This is a genomic window from Sulfuriroseicoccus oceanibius, from assembly GCF_010681825.2.
GTDB classification, from domain to species: Bacteria; Verrucomicrobiota; Verrucomicrobiia; order Verrucomicrobiales; family SLCJ01; genus Sulfuriroseicoccus; species Sulfuriroseicoccus oceanibius.
Window position 1 is genome coordinate 1,605,632 of record NZ_CP066776.1, and the last position, 19,564, is coordinate 1,625,195.

At 58.5% G+C, this 19,564-nt stretch carries 22 protein-coding genes; 12 read left to right on the forward strand and 10 right to left on the reverse strand.

From position 1 onward, the window contains the following. The first annotated feature begins 127 nt into the window (after positions 1 to 127). From G3M56_RS06380 to G3M56_RS06395, 4 genes are all read left to right on the forward strand, one after another. Positions 128 to 514, forward strand: a complete 387-nt coding sequence (locus tag G3M56_RS06380; protein ID WP_164362979.1) for a globin domain-containing protein — start codon at positions 128 to 130, stop codon at positions 512 to 514. An 88-nt stretch (positions 515 to 602) separates the two neighbouring features. Further along, positions 603 to 2,180, forward strand: coding sequence for a YifB family Mg chelatase-like AAA ATPase (locus tag G3M56_RS06385; protein ID WP_164362980.1), 1,578 nt, complete (start codon positions 603 to 605; stop codon positions 2,178 to 2,180). A gap of 58 nt (positions 2,181 to 2,238) precedes the next feature. Further along, positions 2,239 to 2,511, forward strand: coding sequence for an antitoxin (locus G3M56_RS06390; RefSeq protein WP_164362982.1), 273 nt, complete (start codon positions 2,239 to 2,241; stop codon positions 2,509 to 2,511). Beyond that, positions 2,508 to 2,942, forward strand: coding sequence for a TA system VapC family ribonuclease toxin (locus G3M56_RS06395; protein WP_164362983.1), 435 nt, complete (start codon positions 2,508 to 2,510; stop codon positions 2,940 to 2,942). The genes G3M56_RS06390 and G3M56_RS06395 overlap by 4 nt, the downstream gene beginning before the upstream one ends. A gap of 20 nt (positions 2,943 to 2,962) precedes the next feature. Here the strand turns inward: G3M56_RS06395 and G3M56_RS06400 are convergent, their stop codons facing one another. From G3M56_RS06400 to G3M56_RS06430, 6 genes are all read right to left on the reverse strand, one after another. After that, positions 2,963 to 3,856 (reverse strand): D-hexose-6-phosphate mutarotase, encoded by an 894-nt coding sequence (locus tag G3M56_RS06400; RefSeq protein ID WP_164362984.1) that lies wholly within the window; start codon positions 3,854 to 3,856, stop codon positions 2,963 to 2,965. 68 nt (positions 3,857 to 3,924) lie between these two features. After that, entirely contained in the window at positions 3,925 to 4,335 is a 411-nt protein-coding gene (locus G3M56_RS06405) for a hypothetical protein (RefSeq protein ID WP_164362986.1), read from the reverse strand. A gap of 80 nt (positions 4,336 to 4,415) precedes the next feature. Next, positions 4,416 to 6,308, reverse strand: coding sequence for an RNA polymerase sigma factor RpoD (rpoD, locus tag G3M56_RS14245; RefSeq protein ID WP_164362987.1), 1,893 nt, complete (start codon positions 6,306 to 6,308; stop codon positions 4,416 to 4,418). A 66-nt stretch (positions 6,309 to 6,374) separates the two neighbouring features. Then, positions 6,375 to 8,294 (reverse strand): DNA primase, encoded by a 1,920-nt coding sequence (gene dnaG / locus G3M56_RS06420; RefSeq protein ID WP_164362989.1) that lies wholly within the window; start codon positions 8,292 to 8,294, stop codon positions 6,375 to 6,377. 98 nt (positions 8,295 to 8,392) lie between these two features. Continuing rightward, the gene (locus G3M56_RS06425) at positions 8,393 to 8,845 is read right to left on the reverse strand and encodes an isoamylase early set domain-containing protein (protein ID WP_164362990.1); all 453 of its coding nucleotides are present in this window, start codon (positions 8,843 to 8,845) and stop codon (positions 8,393 to 8,395) included. Between the two features lie 196 nt (positions 8,846 to 9,041). Next, a complete protein-coding gene (locus G3M56_RS06430) occupies positions 9,042 to 9,908 on the reverse strand; it encodes an SMP-30/gluconolactonase/LRE family protein (RefSeq protein WP_164362992.1) in 867 nt (288 codons plus the stop codon). A gap of 184 nt (positions 9,909 to 10,092) precedes the next feature. Here G3M56_RS06430 and G3M56_RS06435 point away from each other — a divergent pair, with 184 nt between their 5' ends. The 4 genes from G3M56_RS06435 to G3M56_RS06450 all read left to right on the forward strand — a co-directional run bounded on the left by G3M56_RS06435 (position 10,093) and on the right by G3M56_RS06450 (position 13,263). After that, entirely contained in the window at positions 10,093 to 10,728 is a 636-nt protein-coding gene (locus G3M56_RS06435) for a redox-sensing transcriptional repressor Rex (RefSeq protein WP_164362993.1), read from the forward strand. Between the two features lie 130 nt (positions 10,729 to 10,858). Continuing rightward, entirely contained in the window at positions 10,859 to 11,995 is a 1,137-nt protein-coding gene (locus G3M56_RS06440; RefSeq protein WP_164362995.1) for a hypothetical protein, read from the forward strand. 47 nt (positions 11,996 to 12,042) lie between these two features. Then, entirely contained in the window at positions 12,043 to 12,735 is a 693-nt protein-coding gene (locus G3M56_RS06445) for a MotA/TolQ/ExbB proton channel family protein (RefSeq protein ID WP_164362996.1), read from the forward strand. A gap of 42 nt (positions 12,736 to 12,777) precedes the next feature. Further along, a complete protein-coding gene (locus G3M56_RS06450; protein ID WP_164362997.1) occupies positions 12,778 to 13,263 on the forward strand; it encodes an ExbD/TolR family protein in 486 nt (161 codons plus the stop codon). 418 nt (positions 13,264 to 13,681) lie between these two features. On the opposite strand, the gene G3M56_RS06455 is transcribed toward G3M56_RS06450, so the two are convergent. Continuing rightward, positions 13,682 to 14,182 (reverse strand): hypothetical protein, encoded by a 501-nt coding sequence (locus G3M56_RS06455; RefSeq protein WP_164362999.1) that lies wholly within the window; start codon positions 14,180 to 14,182, stop codon positions 13,682 to 13,684. 57 nt (positions 14,183 to 14,239) lie between these two features. Next, positions 14,240 to 14,869, reverse strand: coding sequence for an N-acetylmuramoyl-L-alanine amidase family protein (locus G3M56_RS06460; protein ID WP_164363000.1), 630 nt, complete (start codon positions 14,867 to 14,869; stop codon positions 14,240 to 14,242). A gap of 151 nt (positions 14,870 to 15,020) precedes the next feature. Here G3M56_RS06460 and G3M56_RS06465 point away from each other — a divergent pair, with 151 nt between their 5' ends. From G3M56_RS06465 to G3M56_RS06480, 4 genes are all read left to right on the forward strand, one after another. Continuing rightward, the gene (locus G3M56_RS06465; RefSeq protein ID WP_235203623.1) at positions 15,021 to 15,431 is read left to right on the forward strand and encodes a DUF420 domain-containing protein; all 411 of its coding nucleotides are present in this window, start codon (positions 15,021 to 15,023) and stop codon (positions 15,429 to 15,431) included. Then, positions 15,415 to 16,098, forward strand: a complete 684-nt coding sequence (locus tag G3M56_RS06470; protein ID WP_164363003.1) for a DUF1573 domain-containing protein — start codon at positions 15,415 to 15,417, stop codon at positions 16,096 to 16,098. The genes G3M56_RS06465 and G3M56_RS06470 overlap by 17 nt, the downstream gene beginning before the upstream one ends. Positions 16,099 to 16,143: 45 nt before the next feature. After that, positions 16,144 to 16,617: a rhodanese-like domain-containing protein gene (locus G3M56_RS06475; protein ID WP_164363004.1), complete on the forward strand. Its 474-nt coding sequence runs from the start codon at positions 16,144 to 16,146 to the stop codon at positions 16,615 to 16,617. 128 nt (positions 16,618 to 16,745) lie between these two features. After that, positions 16,746 to 17,213, forward strand: a complete 468-nt coding sequence (locus tag G3M56_RS06480) for a hypothetical protein (protein WP_164363005.1) — start codon at positions 16,746 to 16,748, stop codon at positions 17,211 to 17,213. 106 nt (positions 17,214 to 17,319) lie between these two features. Here G3M56_RS06480 and G3M56_RS06485 read toward each other — a convergent pair whose 3' ends face one another. Further along, positions 17,320 to 18,429 (reverse strand): type IV pilus twitching motility protein PilT, encoded by a 1,110-nt coding sequence (locus tag G3M56_RS06485; protein WP_164363007.1) that lies wholly within the window; start codon positions 18,427 to 18,429, stop codon positions 17,320 to 17,322. Between the two features lie 27 nt (positions 18,430 to 18,456). Beyond that, complete coding sequence (locus G3M56_RS06490) at positions 18,457 to 19,551, reverse strand: type IV pilus twitching motility protein PilT (protein ID WP_164363008.1); 1,095 nt, start codon at positions 19,549 to 19,551, stop codon at positions 18,457 to 18,459. Positions 19,552 to 19,564 lie beyond the last annotated feature (13 nt).

A 19,564-nucleotide genomic window follows, 5' to 3' on the forward strand; every position in this document is an offset into this window, starting at 1 on the left:
GCAAATGGGCGGTGGTATCCGGGCGCGGGATGAGATGGGTTGCGTTCGTTGGATTCGCGCTGAGAGTAATGCTCGGCCACGTTGCTAGTGGGCTTTGGAGCAATTTGAGATCGGAAAGCGGACTGAAATGAGTGAGATCAATGTGGACAATCTGGTGGAGCGTCTGGGCGAAGAGAAACTTCGTGAGCTGAGTGCTGCGTTTTATCGTCGGGTGAAGACCGATCCTATATTGGGGAAGATGTATCCTGACGACGATTGGGACGGTGCTGAAGAACGGCTGGCAGACTTTCTGGTGATGCGCTTTGGCGGAAGCACGGCCTATATGGAGAAGCGTGGGCACCCGCGGTTGCGGATGCGTCATGCTCCGTTTGTGATTGGAGCGGTGGAGCGCGACCAGTGGCTGACGTTGATGGGTGAGTCGATGCGCGAGGTGGGGATCCCTCAGCAAGAAGGAGTGGTGATGGCGCAGTTCTTTGCGCAGATTGCGGATTTCATGCGCAATTCGCCGCATTGAGTTCAAGCGAGCTCTGCCGGGTCGGGGGTGACTTGATTTAGGTGGATTGCTCTTGATAGGTTGCTGTTTGGTTTGTGATAACGTTTAAATGTTATCACGAGTCTTTTCGGCGGCGGTGCACGGAGTGGAGGCGATCCCTGTGATCATTGAAGTGCACACGCGGGGAGGGGACGACTCAAAGACGGTGATTGTCGGGTTGCCGGATGCTGCGGTGAAGGAGAGCATCGAGCGGGTGTCCGCAGCGGTGGTGACTAGTGGGATGAAGATGCCGGTCGGGCACATGACGATCAATCTGGCCCCAGCGAATATCCGCAAAGAGGGGCCGGCGTTCGACCTGCCGATTGCTCTCGGGGTGATTTGTGCTGCCGCCGAGGACAATCATGAGACGAGGTTTGTGCGCGATCAGATGGCGGCTGCCGTGGTGGTGGGCGAGTTGGCGTTGAATGGGGAGGTCCGGCCGGTGCGGGGCGTGCTGGCCGTGGCAATCGAGGCCAAGAAGCGGGGCGTGAACTTCATCATGGTGCCGCGGGAGAACGCGCAGGAAGCCGCTGTGGTCGGTGGGATTGCTGTGATCCCGGTGGCGACGCTGGAGCAGGCGTATGGATTTTTCACCGGGGATCAGGAGATTGTGCCCCACCAGCTCGACCGCCGGGCTTTGTTTGCCCGCCATGCGCGGCACGATGTGGATTTCAATGAGGTGAAGGGCCAGCACAGTGTGAAGCGGGCGCTTGAGGTGGCCTGTGCCGGCGGGCACAACTTGCTGATGATCGGGCCGCCAGGGACTGGGAAGTCGATGTTGGCGAAGCGGATTTCGACGATCATGCCATCGCTCACCGAAGAACAAGCGATCGAGGCGACCAAGATTCACTCTATTGCCGGGCTATTGGACTCCAAGGCGGGGCTCGTGGGAACCCGTCCATTCCGGTCGCCCCATCATACGGTGAGTGAGGCGGGGATGTTGGGAGGGACGAGTGTTCCGCGTCCGGGGGAGGTGTCGTTGGCGCATCACGGGGTATTGTTTTTGGACGAGCTGCCGGAGTTCCGGCGATCGACGCTGGAAGTGATGCGTCAGCCGTTGGAGGACGGGCGGGTGACGATTAGCCGGGCGGCAGCGTCGTTGACGTTTCCGGCGCGCTTCATGTTGGTGGCCGCGATGAACCCGTGTCCTTGCGGCTACTACGGTGATCCGAAGCGTGAGTGCCGGTGTGTTTCGCGTCAGATTGAAATGTACCGCCAGCGCATCAGCGGACCATTGCTCGACCGGATCGACATTCATATCGACGTGCCGTTGGTCGAGTATCGTGATTTGGCGGCGTCGAGCGGAGGCGAGGCGTCCGAAGTGATCCGCGAGCGGGTCGAGCGGGCGCGGGCTGTGCAGGTGGAAAGGTTCCGCAAAGAGGCCGACGGCGTGGCACCGGTGGCGGAGAGTTCTCTGACCAATGCCTACCTAGGCCCGAAAATGGTGGCGAAGTATTGCCAGCTCGACCGCGAGGGGGCTGCGTCGCTCGAGCACGCGATGACTCAGCTCAACTTCTCCGCCCGTGCGCACGACCGGATCTTGAAAGTCGCCCGGACGATTGCCGATCTCGAGGGTGTCGACCAGATCACCGATGCCCACGTGATGGAGGCGATCCAGCTGCGCTCGTTGGACAGGAAGCTGTGGTGATCGTGAATCTTTGCCTGCTTGGCTCGGTGGAAAATTCTACATGTGGTAAATTACCATCATGGTGAAGACGCAGATCACGGTGCCTGATGAGCTGTATCAGAGAGCCAAGGAAATCGCGGCGGCCAAGGAGTGGTCATTGGCCGAGGTATTTCGTCGCGGTCTGGAGTACATGGCTAGCGTTCACAAGCCGTGTCTGGATACGGATTGGGAATTGCCGATCGTGCCGCTTGGGGATGGTGCAGTTACAAGTTCGGAGGAGATCCAGCGGGTTGCGGAGCAAGAGCGAGAGGATTATCTCGCCGACAAGATCGAGCGTGGGTTTGAGTCATGATTGGCGTTGATACAAACCTGCTGCTCTATGCGCTGCATGCTGGAGTTGGTGAGCACGCTGCTGCCAGAGCGTTCATGATGGAGTGTGGAACTCGTCAGGATGTTGTGATGTCGGAGCTGGTGCTGGTGGAGCTCTATGTTCTGTTGAGGAACGCCAAAGTTTTCGGGCGTGAGGTTCCTGCGGCTGAAGCGGCAGGCGTGGTTCAACGGTTCCGACATAACCCGAACTGGATGGTGGTGGAGAATGCTCCGGTGATGGACGAGGTTTGGGCTTATGCCGCAAGACCTGGTTTTGCTCGACGTCGGTTGTTCGATGTGAGGCTGGCCCTGACCCTTCAACACCACGGGGTTACTCGATTTGCAACGGCGAACGTGCGGGACTTCGAGGGGCTTGGGTTCGAGAAAGTGTGGAACCCGTTGGAGCCAAATTGATTGCTCCAACGGGGAGGGAATCATTTCACCGACACTGTCATCGACGAGGTGTGGCTGGTGCCGGGGGCCAGGGTCATGCGGTTTGGCCAGGCATTGGCGGGCTCAACGCAGACGAAGTGGTGGTATTCGTCATTGGCGAGGTCGCCCATAGCGGCGGCAGCTTCTGCGCCCGGGTTCCAGACGACGGTAGTCTGGCTGTTGTGTTTTTCGACGATGATCGTGCGTTGATTGGAGCGGTCGGCAATTTCGATGGTGGCCTCCGAGTGGTAGACGCGGTCGATCGCTTCGTTGATGACGATTGGTGCGTCTTGGGATTTCACCTCGGTGTCGCTGAGGCTGAAGACGTAATCGCATCCTTGCAGACCGATGACCTCGGTTTGATCTGCCATTCCAACTTGGAAGTAGGAGTGGAGCGCTTCGCTGATCTCGATCGCCGAGTCCGAGAGGTTGTCGCTGCGCAGTGAGATGGCAAGTGTGGAGCCGACGGTGATGGTGAGCGTGGCCTTGCAGGCGTATGGCCAGGAAGCGTCGCTGCCGTCGGTGGTAAAGCTGAGCACGAGCGTGGTGGTGTCGGCGCCGCACTCGATTTGCTCAAGTTGCCAGAAGCTGGTGCGGGCGAGTCCGTGGGACGGGTACCCATTGCCCGCATCGCGGTGGGCACTGAACCATGGCCAGCAGATCGGAACGCCGCCGCGGATGGCTTTGCCCTCGCGGAAGACTGCGTCGCGGCTGGTGAAAATGACGGGATCCTGACCGGACGGTTGGTAGGAAATCAGGTGGGCGCCGTGAAGTGCGATACTGGCGGTGGCCTGTGGATTGGAAACGTGGATCACCGGATAGTCGGGAGCGAGCTCCTCGATGGTGATGTGTGGTTGCTCGGCGGTGGCTTCAATGAGTGAGGCGGTACGATTCATCGCCGCGACCATAGCACAGCTTTCCGCCGGGAGGCCAGTGGGGGAGATTGAGAGTGCCGTGCGTCAGGTCAGAACGCGAAGGCGAGGATGTCTTCGTCGTGGAGGGTGTCTCGGTCTTCGAGAGCGAGCAGCAATTGGAGAGCTTCGCGCTCTGCGTCGGATTCTGCTGCGGCGACGATGGCGGTTGCGTTGAGCTCGACGGTGGTGGTAGCCGGCTCTGTGGCTGTCAGTTCTTTAGGGGCGGCAGGGGATGTCGGGTTGAGCACCATGGAGATGGCGAGTGCGGCGGCGGCCGCGATTGAGCCTATGCCGAGCCAGCGTACGACAGCCGGTGAGCGCGCAGGTTCCGGCTGCGCTGCATCCTGTGGGAGGTTGCGGGCGGCCGCGAGAGTGCGCTCGATGAAGTCAGCCGATGGGGGGACTTCACGGTGGTTGGCGATCAGCTCTTCGATCGATGGTTTCTGGTCTTGCTGGCTCATCGGGGAAGGGAACCCAAAAAACGAGGGGAAGTTGCGCCAATTCGCAAATTCCCCTCGATAAATTTTCAAGTCGTTCCGGATTAGTACGGAGCGGAGGTTTCGATGAAGCCCTCCAGCTTACGGATGCGGGTCGGGTGGCGCATTTTGCGCAGCGCCTTCGCCTCGATCTGGCGGATGCGCTCGCGGGTGACCCGGAACTGCTTGCCGACTTCCTCGAGAGTGCGCGAGTAGCCATCTTTCAGACCGAATCGCTGCTCAAGCACTTCGCGTTCGCGCTCGGTGAGGGAGTCGAGCACATCGCGCAGGCGGTCCTTGAGGAGAGCTGCCGAAGTCAGTTCCATCGGGCTTTCGCTGGCTTTGTCTTCAATGAAGTCGCCGATCTGGGTTTCGCCCTCGCCGTCGCCGACCGGAGCCTGCAATGAGACGGGTTGTTGTGCCATCTTGAGCACGGCATTGACGCGCTCGGCAGGAAGGTGGATTTCCTCGGCGATTTCTTCCGGGGTGGCTTCGCGACCGTATTCCTGGACCAACTGCTTCTGCACGCGCATCAGCTTGTTGATGGTCTCGATCATGTGGACCGGGATGCGGATGGTGCGTGCCTGGTCGGCGATCGAGCGGGTGATGGCCTGGCGGATCCACCATGTGGCGTAGGTGGAGAACTTGTAGCCACGGCGGTACTCGAACTTCTCCACCGCTTTCATCAGGCCCATGTTGCCTTCCTGAATCAGGTCGAGGAACGAAAGTCCGCGGTTGGTGTACTTTTTGGCAATCGAGATCACCAGACGCAGGTTGGCTTCCACCATTTCGGACTTGGCCTGGTGGGCATCCGCCAATGCCTGCTTCACGTTGGAATGGCGGCGGCGGAACTCGTTCGGCGTGCACCAGGTCCGGCGGCGGAACGATGCAATGCGCTGCAGGCGCTTGGTGCCACCAGCAGGCATGCGCTCGATCTCGTCGATCTCGTTCATGTACGAGTCCACAAGGTCGATGAACTCTTCGGTCACCTTCTGCTTGTAGTAGAAGCGCTTGAACTTATTGGAGAGCTTCTTGATGTGCTCTTCCATGTCCTTTTGGATCGCTTCCACATCGGAGTCCGTAGCATTGAAGAGCTTCTCGTGAATGCGGTCGACCTCACCGCGCATGGTGCGAACGGTTTCGCAAAGTTTTGGCAGCGCGTTCATGTAGCGCTCGCGGTTTTCGACTTTTTTGTCGAGGATCACACGGTCGAATCGTTCGCGGCCGGTTTCCAGCTTCTCGGCCATAAGGAGGTACGAATCGCTGGCGAAGCCGAAGTGATGGAGGTGGCGTTGTACGGCGCTTTCGGCTTTTTCGATGCGCTTGGAGATCTCGACTTCCTCCTCGCGGGTGAGCAGTGGCACCTGGCCCATCTGCTTCAAATACATGCGGACCGGGTCGTCGAGGCCTTCCTGTTTTTGGCCGGCGCGGCGACGAGGGCTTTCTTCCTCGTCCTCATCGACGTCGTCGGTCTTGTTGGTGCGTTTGAAATTATCGACATCGCTGGCGTCGATCACCTCAAATTCCATGCTGCGCAGGCGGCTGAGCAACTCATCGACGAGTTCCGGCTGATAGACATCTTCCGGCAGTAGTTCGTTGATATCGTCGAACGTGAGGTACTCCTGCTCCTTGGCGAGTTTGATCATCTCGCGCAGTTTTGCCTTCACCTCCGGCGATTCCATGGTGAGTGGGCCGGATGGTGTTGTTGCCTCGGCGGCAGCCCCCGTTGGGGCAGCTTCAGCTGCAGGAGCTGGCTGGGCTTGAGGTTCCTCGGCTGGTGTTACCTCGGGAGTTTCGGCTACAGGCTTCTTAGCTGCAGGCTTTTTCGCTGTCGACTTCTTGGCCGCCGGCTTTTTCTTGGCAGGAGATTTTTTGGCCGCGGGCTTTTTCGCTGCGCTCTTTTTCTTCGCGCTCGGCTTGGCCGGGGTGGATTTTTTACTTGGGCGTTTGTCTGCCATGGTCAGATCTGGATGATTGGGGGAGGGGGAAAGTGATGGGGCGGTATTAGCTGGTACGCCTACCGGTTAAAATGGGTCGTCATTAGCTGGATCCGGCGCGGGTTCCTGAGCTTTTGGTGCTGGTGAGGCGGTACGTGACGGCGCATCTTCAGGGGGCGCAGTATTCTTAAGACGATTTTGCAAGGCAAGCACTTCTTTTTGAAGAGCGAGCAAATCAGAAGCGGGGAGGGATGGGTCGCGCAGTCTAGCTTTTGCCACGCCCAGTCGCGTGCGGATCGATTGACGGCGCAGCCTTTCCAAGGCGTCGAGCACGCAGTCTTGTAACTTTTCGGTAGGTAATGGCTTGTCCAGCACACCGAAGAAGTACGCTTCTTGCTCGTTCGGGCGATGGCTTAACCACGCATTTACACTGCTAGGGTTGTCTGCGTCGAACTCTGCGTCGAGGATCTCAGTGAGGATTGTGCCGTGTTCGACGTCGTCGAGCCATTCGCGTTTCCACTCAGAGGTGGCGATGATCTTGCGGCCCTTCTCTGAAGACAGGGCAATGTGGCAGAGCAGCTCAAGCACTGCAGAGTTGATCGAGAACTTGGGGGCAACGGGTTCGGCGTCGTGTGGGATGTCGCCGCGGGCTTCGCTGGCAGCGGCACGGCTGCGCTCCTGGTTTTGGCTGCGGCTGCGGGCGGTTGCGACTTCTTTCATCAGCAACTTGTCATCCACACCGAGGCGGGCGGAGACTTTGTGCACCACGGTCTCACGCAACATTTTGTCCGATAGTTCGCCAATCTTCTCCGCCAGTTCGCGCGCCAGTCGCGTGCGGTCACCGACATCGCTCATATTGATCTCCGACACCTTGTGCCCGAGCAGGTAGTCGTAGAAGTCCACCGCGTTGTCGATCAGTTGGCGGAAGGCGTCGACGCCATCGCGCTGGATGAAGGAATCCGGGTCATCCCCTTGAGGCAGGCGGGCAACGCGGACGACCAGCCCAGCATCTGCGAGCTCTTTTTGCGAGCGTTCGGCAGCTTTGACTCCTGCGGCATCTCCATCGTAGCAGATGACGACGGTTTCCGTGTAGCGGCGCAGCATGCGTGCGTGATCCGGAGTGAAGGCAGTGCCGAGTGGGGCGACGATGTTTTGCACGCCGTTCTCGCTGGCGGCGATCAGATCGATCTGTCCCTCGCACAGGATGGCGTGCTTGGCCTGACCGATCGGGCGCTTGGCTTTGTTCAGTCCGAAAAGCAGCTTGCTCTTGTTGAAGACGATGGTCTCCGGTGAGTTGAGGTACTTTGCCATCTTCGACTCGGGGTCGAGCAGGCGGCCGGAGTAGCCGACGACGTCGTCGTAGTCGTTGAAGATGGGGAAGATCAGGCGGTCGCGGAAGCGGGTGTAGAGTCCGCGTGACGGGTCGTGTTCGTCTCGCAGCGAGGCAATGCCGGCATCGACCAGGGCGCGGCCGCGCAGTCCTTGTTCACGGGCCCAGTCGAAGAATTCGCGATCGGATGCCGGGGCGTAGCCGATCATCCAGTTGAGCGCGGTGTCTCGTGAGAGTCCGCGGTTCTTCAGATAGTCGCGGGCGTGTTGTGCATTCGGCGACTTGAGCAAAAGCTCGTGATAGTACTCGGCGGTTTTGCGCAGCGCGGTCAACGCTTGCGAGCGGCGCTTGAGCTTGGCTTCTTCTTTAGGGTCGAGTTGTTGTTCGACCAGTGCGATACCGGCGCGGTCCGCGAGCTTCTTGATGGTGTCCTGGAACGAGATGTTCTCGTAATCCATGACGAAGCGGATGGCGGTACCTCCGGCGCCGCAGCCGAAGCACTTGAAGCTCTGGCGGCTGGGGCTGACGTAGAAGGAGGGTGTTTTTTCCTGATGGAATGGGCAGTTGGCGCGGAAGTTGCCACCGACGCGCTTGAGCGGAAAGTAGCTTTCGACCAAGTCGACGATGTTCGTCGCTTGGAGCACTTGTTGAATGGTTTCTTCCGCAATCCTCTTCATTCCTCGTGGGGCAAGACGGCAACTGAACACCGTATTAATGCCCTCTGCCAAGCGGTAACTACGAATTAGTCTGTGTTTTTGCCGATTGAGGCTGTGGCTTACACCTTTGCACGGCTCTTTTTCGGCGCTTTTTTAGTGATCTTCTTGCCCGCGGCGGGCTGCTTGCTCGCTTTTACAGCCTTTTTCTTTGGGGAGCTGGCCTTGGCGGTCACTTTTTTCCCGGGAGTGGTCGACTGGATGGATGCTGTGATGGTCGACGTGTCGACGATTGAATTGGTTTCTCCCCATTCATTGGCGATGTAGTCGTCTGCGGCATCGTCGTTGAGCCACTGTCCGTCGGCGGTGAGGAACTTGTAGGCGAACCGTTGGTTGGCCGGAAGGCTGATGCTTGTCCCTAGATGCCCGCTCTTGCGCAGTGACAGCGTGTGAACGCCGGGCGTCCAGTCATTGAAATCACCGAGGACCGAGACGGCGACGGTTGGATCTTCGAGTTTGAGTTTGAAGGTCACCTGGCAGCGTGCGCCGGTCTTGGAGAATGATTTGCTGATCATTGTTTCGCTTCTGTGTTGAGTGTTGGGGCGGTGAATATGTCACCGGGGTTTGTTATTCAGATGTAAAAAATATGACGTAATCAGAAATCGTGCCGATTTGGTAGGATTTTTGATTTGTCGGTGATTTGTATTGAGGGGGATACAAAAAAAGCGGGCCGCCCGGAGTGGGCGACCCGCTGAGAGGAGGTGGCTGGTCTCAACCTTTGAATTGTGGTTGGGGGGCGCCGGTGGCACCGACTCCGCGCACGACAAAAAGACTGCCGGCTTGATCTTCTTCGATGGATTTGTGGATTCCGGTGGTGACGTAGAGGTCTGTCATGTCCGGTCCGCCGAAGGCGACGGCGGTGGTTTCGACACATGGGAAGTCGATGCGGCGCTCGCACTCGCCGGTGGCGGGGTCGATGCAGAGAACGCATCCGCCGTGACAGAAGGCGACCCACAGACGGTCCTGGGTGTCGATTGCCATGCCGTCTGGTGACGCGTCGACCATGGGGTCTGTGTCTGCGACGTCGCGGCGGTTGGTCAGCGAGCCGGTGGTGGAATCGTAGTCGAACGCGCTGATCTTGCGGGTGGCGGTATCGATGTAGAAGCAGGTGGAGCCGTCTTTGCTCCAGACGATGCCATTGGAGTTAGTGACGTTTTCCACCACTTTGGTGATGGAGTGATCGGGATCTACGCGGTAGAGGGCTGCTTCCGGTTTCTTGACCATCGAGATGGTGCCGGCGAAGAGCCTGCCGTCCGGCGCGCATTTGCCGTCGTTGAAGCGGTGCGTTTCGATACCGGCTTCCGGATCTCCGATGGTGGTGAGAGATCCGTCAGTGACATTCAGGATGTGGATGCCGTTGTCGCCGCCGATGATCAGATCGTCCGATCCGTAGCGGGGGACGACGAAGCCGACGCGCTCGCCGACTTCCCACGATTGTTCATCGCCGGAGGCGGGGTCGAATGAGACGACGGTGTGTTGCTCGATATCGACGTAGAAGAGTCGTTGTTTTTCAGCGTGCCAGATCGGGCCTTCGCCCCAGGTGGAGATGCGGCTGCCAATGCGTTCGGGATGGGTCATGGTCAGAGAATGTTTAGGTGGATCTTGCGGGGCATTGTGGCGCGTCGGGCTGGTGGGGCAACGGGTTTTCGAGGAAAATTCGAGTCATGTGAAAAAGTTCGGGATTTTTCACAAGTGGCGGCGATAGTAGGCCGCAGTCCGGCGGGATCGTGAGTTATTCCTCGGAATTGCGCACGATTTAATTATGAGCGACCAGCCCACCAATTTGACCGTTCCGAAGAAGACTCTGTACCGGTTGTCGATCTACCAACGTTGCTTGCGACGATTGGAGGAGAGCGGTGTGGAAACGGTGTCGTCCGAGTCGCTGGCCGGAGTTGCCGGGGTGAAGTCGACCCAGCTGCGCAAGGACCTGGCTTGTCTCGGGCAGTTCGGGATTCGGGGGATCGGCTACGAGGTGGCAGGGCTGACGGCTATGATCCACGATGTGCTGGGGCGCAACCGGCTGAAGCCCGTGGTGTTGGTCGGTGCTGGTAATTTGGGCTCTGCCTTGCTGCGCTATGGAGGCTTCCGCAAAGAGGGCTTCGAGATTATCGCCGCGTTTGATACCGATGATGAGAGCGTTGGGCGCGAGGTGGATGGGGTGAAGGTGTTGCACCAGAATGAGCTTGAGCAGGTGATGCGTGAGCATCGGGTGAAGATGGCGATTCTGGCCGTGCCGGGGGGGGCGGCGCAAAAGGTGACCGACAACCTGGTGGACAGCGGAGTGCAGGCGATTTTGAACTTTTCACCAGCGGTGCTCGAAGTGCCCGAAGATGTCGTGGTGAAGAGCGTGGACTTGGCCGTGGAGCTCGAGAACTTGAGCTACTTCGTGCGGGATTAATCGGCTGTCACACAATCCGCACAAGGGGAGGCTTGTGTGACGCTGACGTGCAGCGTATGAATCCGGCGCGGATTCTTTGATTTCCATGTTGGTTCGTCCCCTCCATTTGTGGCTTGGAGCAGTTTGCTCTGTGATCGCGGTCTTTATGATCGTGGTGGCGATGGATGTGTTGTGGACGTTGGTTCTCAAACAACGCGACGAGATGCCCGTGGAGGAAATTGTGGCCGCTGAGCCGGACAAAGAGGCGGACGCGGTTACCGAGGATTTGGCGGCGGAGGATCAGGAACCGGACAAAGAAGTGGCGGAGGTGATGATTTTGCCGCCGACGAGTTTTGTGGTGCGCGCTGCCGAGGATCTGCCCGCCGAATGGGAAGAAGAGGTTCTGGTGGAAGAAGAAATAGTGGAGCCGAGGAAGCGGTTCACAGAATTTAGCGAGGCGGTTGGCATGAAATCGCTGACGCCGCCTGAGGACACGGATCGGATTAGTTCGGAGGACATGGCTGCTGGATCTTCGATGGATGCCGCGGATCCGAATGGCGAGGACGTGCCAACGACTGCTGATGGGCGGGCCGATGACCGTTTGGCATCGCTGATCGATAGTCAGCTAGGCAATGCGGACAGCCCTGGAAATGGTGGTGAAGGGGATGGATCGGGCGCGGTGGAGACACCTCCGACCGAGGTGGTGCCGGTAGCTGATACCGTGGATGTGAATGAGGGGGCGTCCAAGTCCGTGGACGAAGTGGAAGCAATTCCAGGATTGGATCAGGTGGCGGTAGAGTTCCGTGACGGACAAGTGGATGGGGAAGGCGAGGGGGATACCGAGTTGGATGAAAGTGGCGCGGGACAACCGCAAACCGCTCAGATGGCGGGAGGGTCCGGCGATGTGCAGCGTATCAAGCGCCGATTCAAGGGGCGCACCAACCGCAATGGAATCGATAGCTTGGCGGCGCGGGGGACTGCGTCGGGGCGGTATTTGGCGGCTATTTCAAAGCGTATCACCCGCAACTGGCAGAGGGCGTGCCACGATCCGGTGAACGGCCAGCACATTACCAATGGCATGATCAAAACCACGGTCACTGTCGGTCGCGACGGCAGCGTGGATCGCGTCGTGGTCGAGTACGCGGAGGGAGCGACGACCGTGCAGCAGAACTTTACCCGGGAAGCGGTGGAGAATACGAAACTTCCGGCATTCCCAGACGACTTCCGCGACGAGGTCGGTGACGAGCCCATTGAGGTGGAGTTTGATTTCCTCTTTTTCGTTCGTTGAGCCCGCTGATTCTTAATCCCTTTCGAGCCTTTAAACCTATTTAATCCATGAACTTCATGACCCCATTTATTGTTGCCAACACCGTGCTTTATAGTTCGATCGGTGAGTTTTTCGAGCAGGGCGGTTTCTTCCTGTGGCTGATTCTTGCTTGTGGTGTCGGTTTGATTTTCATCATCGCAGTGCGCGCGTTTGCGATGCGTACCGACCGTACGATGCCTCCGGGGTTGTGGAAGGCATTGGGCCAAGCGGCGGGGCAGGACGGCAAGCCGACCATGGAGCCGTTGTATGCTGAGTTGGACAAGAGCGAAGATGAGTCGCCGCTGCGTGAGATCATCGTGACGGCCTTTGATGAGGCGAACCTCGGGGCAACCGAGGAGGAAGTGGGCAAGGCGGTGGAGGTCAAAGCACGCCGGATGATGGTGGCGATGCAGTGGGGTCTCAGCGCGATGGAAGTGATCATCACGATCAGTCCGTTGCTGGGGCTGTTGGGAACGGCTGCGGGATTGGTGCAGGTGTTTGGCGGGCTCTCCGAGGCGGACAAGGATGTTGGCGAGATTGCCTTTGGTATCGGGCGGGCATTGTCCACAACGATTGCCGGTTTGGCTGTGGCAGTTCCGGCGGTGATCGCGCATTCGGCGATTACCCGCAAGGTGGAGCTGCGCGCGACCGAAGCAGAGGTCGCGTTGCTCGGCTTGGTGAGCAATTTGAACCGCGCACGCCGCAAGGGAGACGCGGCTTAAGCATCGTCAGATGGAGATTCGACCGACTCTACATTTCAAGCCATGAACATTCTCACCCGAAAACGTCATCGTCCGGTCGTGCCGGTGTTGTCGATGATCGATATTCTGGCGATCTTGCTGATTTTCTTCGTCGTGACGATGCAGTTCAAGACGGAGGACGATCAGGATCAGGCCTCGGAGTCGGCACAAACGACGACGGAGGAACAAACTGTGGTCGAGCGGCGGTTGGATATTGAGTTGCCGACTGCATCGAACATTGGCGGAACCGCTGCAGCACCGGCTGATGTGGTGATTTCAATCGACCAGCAGGGCAAGGTTTTCGTGGACGGCAACGAAGCGCCGACGCCGCTGGAGATGCATGCCTTGCTCGAAGAACGCAAAGTGATGAGCAATGGACTGGCTCGGTTTGAACTTGAGCCGGACCGTCGCGCGCCACTGGGGACTCTGATTACAGTGTGGGACGTGCTGACGGCGGCTGGAATTGATGTAAAGGACGTGCCGGCGCGATTGCAGGGGGCTGCGGAGTAGGTCGCTGCGTGTGGCGGAACCGGACGTGGTTCGTTTTCTGGGGGGGCGCAGATGGCGCGGATTCGCGCGAATTTTCTCTAGAAGGAGGAGGTGTGCCGACGCTGTGTGAGTGGCCCTCGGGTAGGTCGTTGGCTTCGTCGGTATCTCACGCTCGGCCGGCTGGGGGGGGGGATTGCGGAAAACCCAGGGTGTGGTCGCCTGGGGCTCCCGTCACCCTGGGCTGGTTTGCGAGTCCCTTTCAGGGACGGCCCGCCGTGGGGGGCGCCGAACGGTGCTGCGTCGGACGGACCTCTTTATCCTTATCGTTATCCAGATCCTGATCGGAGCGCAGCGACTCCACGACAACCTTTCGGCGACACAACCGAATAGGTAGAGATTCGCCTGATGATGATCGAACCTCGGGGCGGTTGGCAAATGCTTAGCGGGATGCGTGTTGGCGGTCGGCCTGCTCGAACTGGGCGATGACGGATTCTTTGGTCAGCATGATGATGGTGCAGACTCCGAGAGCTGTGCCGACGGGGATGCTCAGGCAGTTGAGTCCGCTGACGATGAGGCAGAAGATGCGGTTCTTGCGCTTGAGGAGCGATAGGCCGCAGATGGTCTCAATTGCCACGAATCCGAGGATGATGATTCCGATGGCCAGATAGAACCAACCCAAGGTGTCGAACATCTCCGTCACTATTCCGGGGGGAGGGGAGGCGTTCATGTCGGGCCCGCCTTGCATGGGGTCGATGTTGGTGATGCTATTCATCAAGGTGAATTGGAGCATCAGAAATGGAATGGCGAGCAGGTAAAGCCCGGCGAAGATGAAGTGGAAGATAGCCAACAGCTTGAGATTCTCGTTGTCCCTGCGTGCGGGATCTGTGGGCGAAGGCGTGTACAGCGGCGGTCCCTGTGGCGGCGGTGTGTTTGAGTTCATGCTGAAGGTTTAGCATCAACCACCAGCCGGAGGGCATGAGAATGTTGTTCTCAAATTCTAATACCCGAAATAACGAGCGATGCCCTCTGCGATGAGCTTCGAAATGGCGCGCTGGTACCAGGCCGAGTTGGCGCGCTTACGCTCCCATGAGTTGGAGATAAACCCACATTCGACCAGAATGGCAGGGTGTTTGGTGTCGCGCAGGACTTTGAAATTTCGGCGACGGATGCCACGGTCCTTGCTGCGGACGTGCTCCATCATGGCGGTCTGGACGTTGGAGGCGAGCTTTCGCCCTTTTCGGCTGAGGTAGTAGGTCTCGATGCCGCGCACCGAGCGGTTGGTCGATGCATTGTAGTGAATACTGACGAAGATGGCTTTGGGGTAACGGTTGGCGATCTGTGCGCGTTCGCTGAACGGTACGAACTTATCCGTGCGGCGGGTCATGACGGTGCGAAAGCCGCGGCGTTTGAGTTCTTTTTCGAGCTCCTTGGCGGTGGCCAGAGCGACCCTGCTCTCTCGAACGCCTCCCCAGTAGGCGCCTTTGTCGATCCCTCCGTGCCCAGCGTCGATGACAATCACGGTGCGCGCGACCGCAGTCCCAATGAACACGAGTGCCACCATCAGAGCGCACCACCATCCGGAAGAGGAGGTGCGCAGGGAGGCATGGGCTGGGCGCGGGTACGGCATCGGGGGGGGATTGCTCAATTAGTTTGGATTTCCAAAATAGTGGCCACAGCTTGCACAAGCAGCGGGGGCGATGCACGTAGAAATTTGCGTTCTTTCCGTGGAAATTGTGCAGATTTCGGGCTAGGTGTCCTGCGCTATGACAATGCATGACATGCCTTTTGTGAACTCGTGCCTCAATGCGACGGCAGTGGTCTTTTTGACGGTTGGGTTTATTGCCATCAAGATGGGAGCAAAGGAGTTGCACCGGAAGATGATGGTGTCGGCATTTGTGACGTCGGCGATCTTTTTGGTAGGCTATGTGGCGCACAAGATTTACGTCAAAGGGGTGCACACTCCGTTTCCTGGTGAAGGAACGTGGAAGGCGATCTACCTGACAATGCTGGCATCTCACGTGATCTTGGCGATGGCGATTGTGCCGATGATTTTGATCACGATGAAGCATGCGATCAAAGGAGACTTTGAGAAGCACCGCAGGATTGCTCGCTGGACCTTCCCGATCTGGTATTATGTATCGATCACGGGAGTCTTGGTGTATTGCTTCCTTTATGTCTGGTTTGTTTAATCGCTTGCTGAGCAGGGCGGCTTGGTTGTTTGGATACGCGTTGGTGACGGGTGCGCTGGGCGGGCCGCTGAAGTTTGACGTGACGTTGCGGGAGGCGGATGCGACGCCCGAGCAGGATCGGGTGCCGGTGAGTTTCCCGTACCACAACCCACACGACATCGCGGTGGAGATTGTGGAGTTCCGCAGCACTTGCGGGGCGTGTCTCACTGCGGGGCCGAAGCAAAAGGTGGATCCCGGTGGCAAGAGTGCGGTGGATGCCTTGTTTCTGGTGGGGGCGGTTGGCGGCAAATTGGAAAAGAAACTAACCGTTGTGATGCGCGATGCGAACGGTGCGTTCCACGAGCAGGACTTAACGGTGAGGGTGACGGTGCCGGAAGTGGTCCAAGTGCGGCCGAAGAAGTTGGAGTGGGCGCTCGGTGGCGAGGGCGGGGAACAGGTTTTCGATGTGAAGATCCCCGGCGACGATCCGATCCACGTGACGGCGGCACGTTGTACGCGTCCTGCGTTTGCGGTGATTGTTGACGAGGTCGAGAAAGGCCGGCATTACCGCGTGCGGGTGACTCCGAGCAAATTGGATGTGCCGCAATTGGGGTTGCTCAAGATTGAAACGGACTGTCCGATCGAGAAGTATAAAAATCACATCGTATTTGTGGCGGTTCGCGAGTAGGTTGGCCGCAGAATTTTTGGACTCGCGCGTTAGATTCCTTCCCCTATGTATCGATTTTTTATTCAAGTGCTCATTGTCACCGTGTTGATCGGTGTGGCTTCGTTGGTGGTGAAAGCAGTGCATCCGGATGGATCCACGCTGGATGTGGGGATCACAGAGGCGGATTTGCGCGATGGCGAAATCCTTGTAGAGGAAGCTTTGAAGAAGGCGGAGGAGAATGGAGTGCTGTGGGTGGATCTGCGCCCGCGCGCGGAGTATGCCGATGAGCACATCGACGGCGCGATCAACGTGTCGGTGCTCGAGGGCGATAACTTGTCCCAAGAGCTTTTCAATCTGGAGATGAGCGGCGGCGTGGAGCTCGATTCGACCTCCGTGATTTTGTACTGTGCCTCGACCGAGTGCGACGAAAGCCACCGGGTGCTCGAGGAACTGCGCGAGCTGAATTTGCCGATCAAGACCCACGTGCTTGCCGGCGGCTGGCCTGAATACAAACGTGTCATGCGCACGCTGGAGAAGTAGTCGGGAGTTCTCTATGGTTCTGTTTTGTGATCCGCAGATTACGCCGATTGCTGAGATTTTATGACGAGTGAGTTGGAGCTTTGAGTGAAGAGGTAGTAATCAGGGTGCCTTGTGGTTAGTTTTTAGCTATGAAGAAGCTTTATAGTTTGGCTGTAGCTGTCTGCCTCAGCTTGTTGTGGTCGCCTGAGGCAGCTGCAGCCGAGGAAGGTTCACTAGATGCTGTCGAGTGGCTCGATCGGGCGCACGTTTTGATCGGGAAGTGGGAGTCCACTGAGCTCGTCGGGCTGCCGGATGGGGTTGAGTCGTTCACTATTGAGTTTTTCGGGGACGGGTCGGTGACGACCGTGATTCAGAGGAAGCCGGAGCGTGTAGATGGGCGAGAGATCGCAGTGCCCCCGGCTTCGGACGATCGTTTTTATGCCGTAGGGAATGGAGTGATTTACATGATCATGGATGATGCTCCGGCGGGACAGGCTCATGCCAAGCGTGGAGGTGATGAGTTGTTTAATTATGAGCTGAACGGCGGCAACTTGCTGACTCTGACCCTCAAGCGAAGGGGGCGGCCTCTCGTCATGAAGTTGAAAAGGGTCCGATAGGCGTTCCAATGGGGAATCTCTATTTGGATAATCTGCGGACAAACAAAAACGCGCGCTCCGGGTCGTCCGAAGCGCGCGTTAATTTTTAGCTTGTCTGTCCGGGGAGTTAGTCCTCGTCCGGAGCTCCGCCGGTGGCGTTGCCGAGTTCCTGTTGCTCTTGTGGCAGGAACTTCTTGAAGCGGGTCTTGTCGATGGACTTCATGTAGGCCTCGAGCGGAGTGACCATGCCTTGGCGCAGGCGATCCCAAATTGCTTCGTCCATGAACTGCATGCCGTGCTGCTTACCGCCGGTGATGACGTCGGTAAGCTTCTGGGTGGCACCTTCACGAATGATCGCGCTCACCGCCGGCGTGCTGACGAGCACCTCGTTGACCGCGGTCCGGCCTGGCTTGTCGCTGCGCTTCATGAGCAACTGGGCGACGACGCCACGCAGCGATGCCGCGAGCATGGTGCGCACCTGGCTTTGCTGGTCGGATGGGAAGACGTCGACCAATCGGTCGACGGTCTTACGGGCGTTGTTGGTGTGGAGCGTACCAAAGACCAACAGACCGGTTTCCGCGGCGGTGAGGGCCAGCGAGATGGTTTCCAAGTCACGCATCTCACCGACGAGCACGATGTCGGCATCCTCACGCAGCGCGGCGCGCAGGCCATCGGCGAACGACGGAGTCTGAATTGGGACTTCCCGCTGGGTGATGATGCTGTTTTTGTTGCGGTGGACGAATTCGATCGGTTCCTCAACGGTCACGATATGGCGTGACATGTTGGTGTTGATGTAGTCGATCAGCGCGGCGAGCGTGGTGGACTTACCCGAGCCGGTCGGGCCGGTAACGAGCACGAGGCCGCTGCGCAGGTGGCCGAAGGATTTGACGACCTCCGGGATGCCCAGGTCGTCGAGCGTGGCGATCTTGGTAGGGATGATACGGAAGACGGCGGCGAGTCCGTATTGCTGCTTCAGGTAGTTGCAGCGGAAACGCGAGTCTTCGTCCATTTCGTAGGCGAAGTCCAAGTCGCCTGTCTCCATGTACTTGGCGAAGGCGTTGGGTTCGCAGATTTCCGAAAGGAGGGCCTGCATCACGTCGTGGGTGAGCACGGGCTCGCCTTCAAGGGCGGTTACAGCGCCGTGGACACGCACCTTGGGTGGCTGTCCTTCGGATAGGTGGAGGTCGGATCCGCCGACTTCGATGAGTGCGCGGAAGTAATGGTCAATTTGAGCCATGGTGGGTTTGAAAGGGAGTTAGGAGGTTCAAACTTGGAAGTACTGCTGCATCGAGGTTTTGTCCTCGCAGCGGGAGAGGGCTTCTTCCTGGGTGATCAAGCCCTTGTCGTAGAGTTTGCGGAGGGAATCGTCCATCGTGATCATGCCGACGTTCTTACCGGTTTGCATCACGCCCGGAAGCATGAACGTCTTGCCTTCCCGAATACAGTTGGCGGCGGCCGGCGTGTTGACGAGCAGCTCAAGCGCGAGCTCGCGGCCTGTACCGTCGGCCCGTGGGACGAGCTGCTGGGAGATCACGCCACGCAACGATTCACTGACCATGATGCGGATCTGCTCGCGCTGGTCGATAGGGAACACATCGAGCACACGGTCGAGGGTTCGGGCAGCACTACCGGTGTGGAGAGTTCCAAGCACCAAGTGGCCGGTCTCCGCAGCGGTGATGGCGAGTGAGATGGTCTCAAGGTCGCGCATTTCCCCCACCATGATGACGTCCGGATCTTCACGCAGGGCGCCACGGAGCGCCTTGGCGAACGACTCTGTGTGGGTGTGGACTTCGCGTTGGTTAATGTGGCAGCCCTTGGACTCGAAGACAGCTTCGATTGGATCTTCGAGGGTGATGATGTGGTCTTCGCGGTCCTCGTTGATGTAGTCGACGAGCGCGGCGAGCGTGGTCGATTTACCAGAGCCGACGGCGCCGGTAACGAGAACCAGTCCGTTCTGATACTGCGTCAACGGTTTGACGGCATGAGGGAGTTGAAGATCATCGACACTGCGGATGTTCGTGTTGATGATACGGAAGGTCATGTCCAGCCCAAGACGCTGGCGTACGACGGAGGCACGGTAACGGCCTTCCTCGTTGGAGTAGGCAAAGTCGACGTCGCCGACTTTGTCCAAGCGTTCCTTCTGTTCTGGGGTCAGGAAGCGGTCGGCGAGACGTTCCGCGTCCTCGGCTGTGAGTGGAGCCGCGTTTTCCCAAATGGGCTGGAGCACGCCGAAGCGGCGCCAGGTTGGCGGGGCTGCAGTTGCCAGGTGGATGTCGGAGCATTCGTACTCCTTGCCGATGTGGAGGTACTCGTCGACGGAAGACAGGACGGGTACGGTATCTTCTGTGGTGTTATCCATGAGGGGTTTTCTT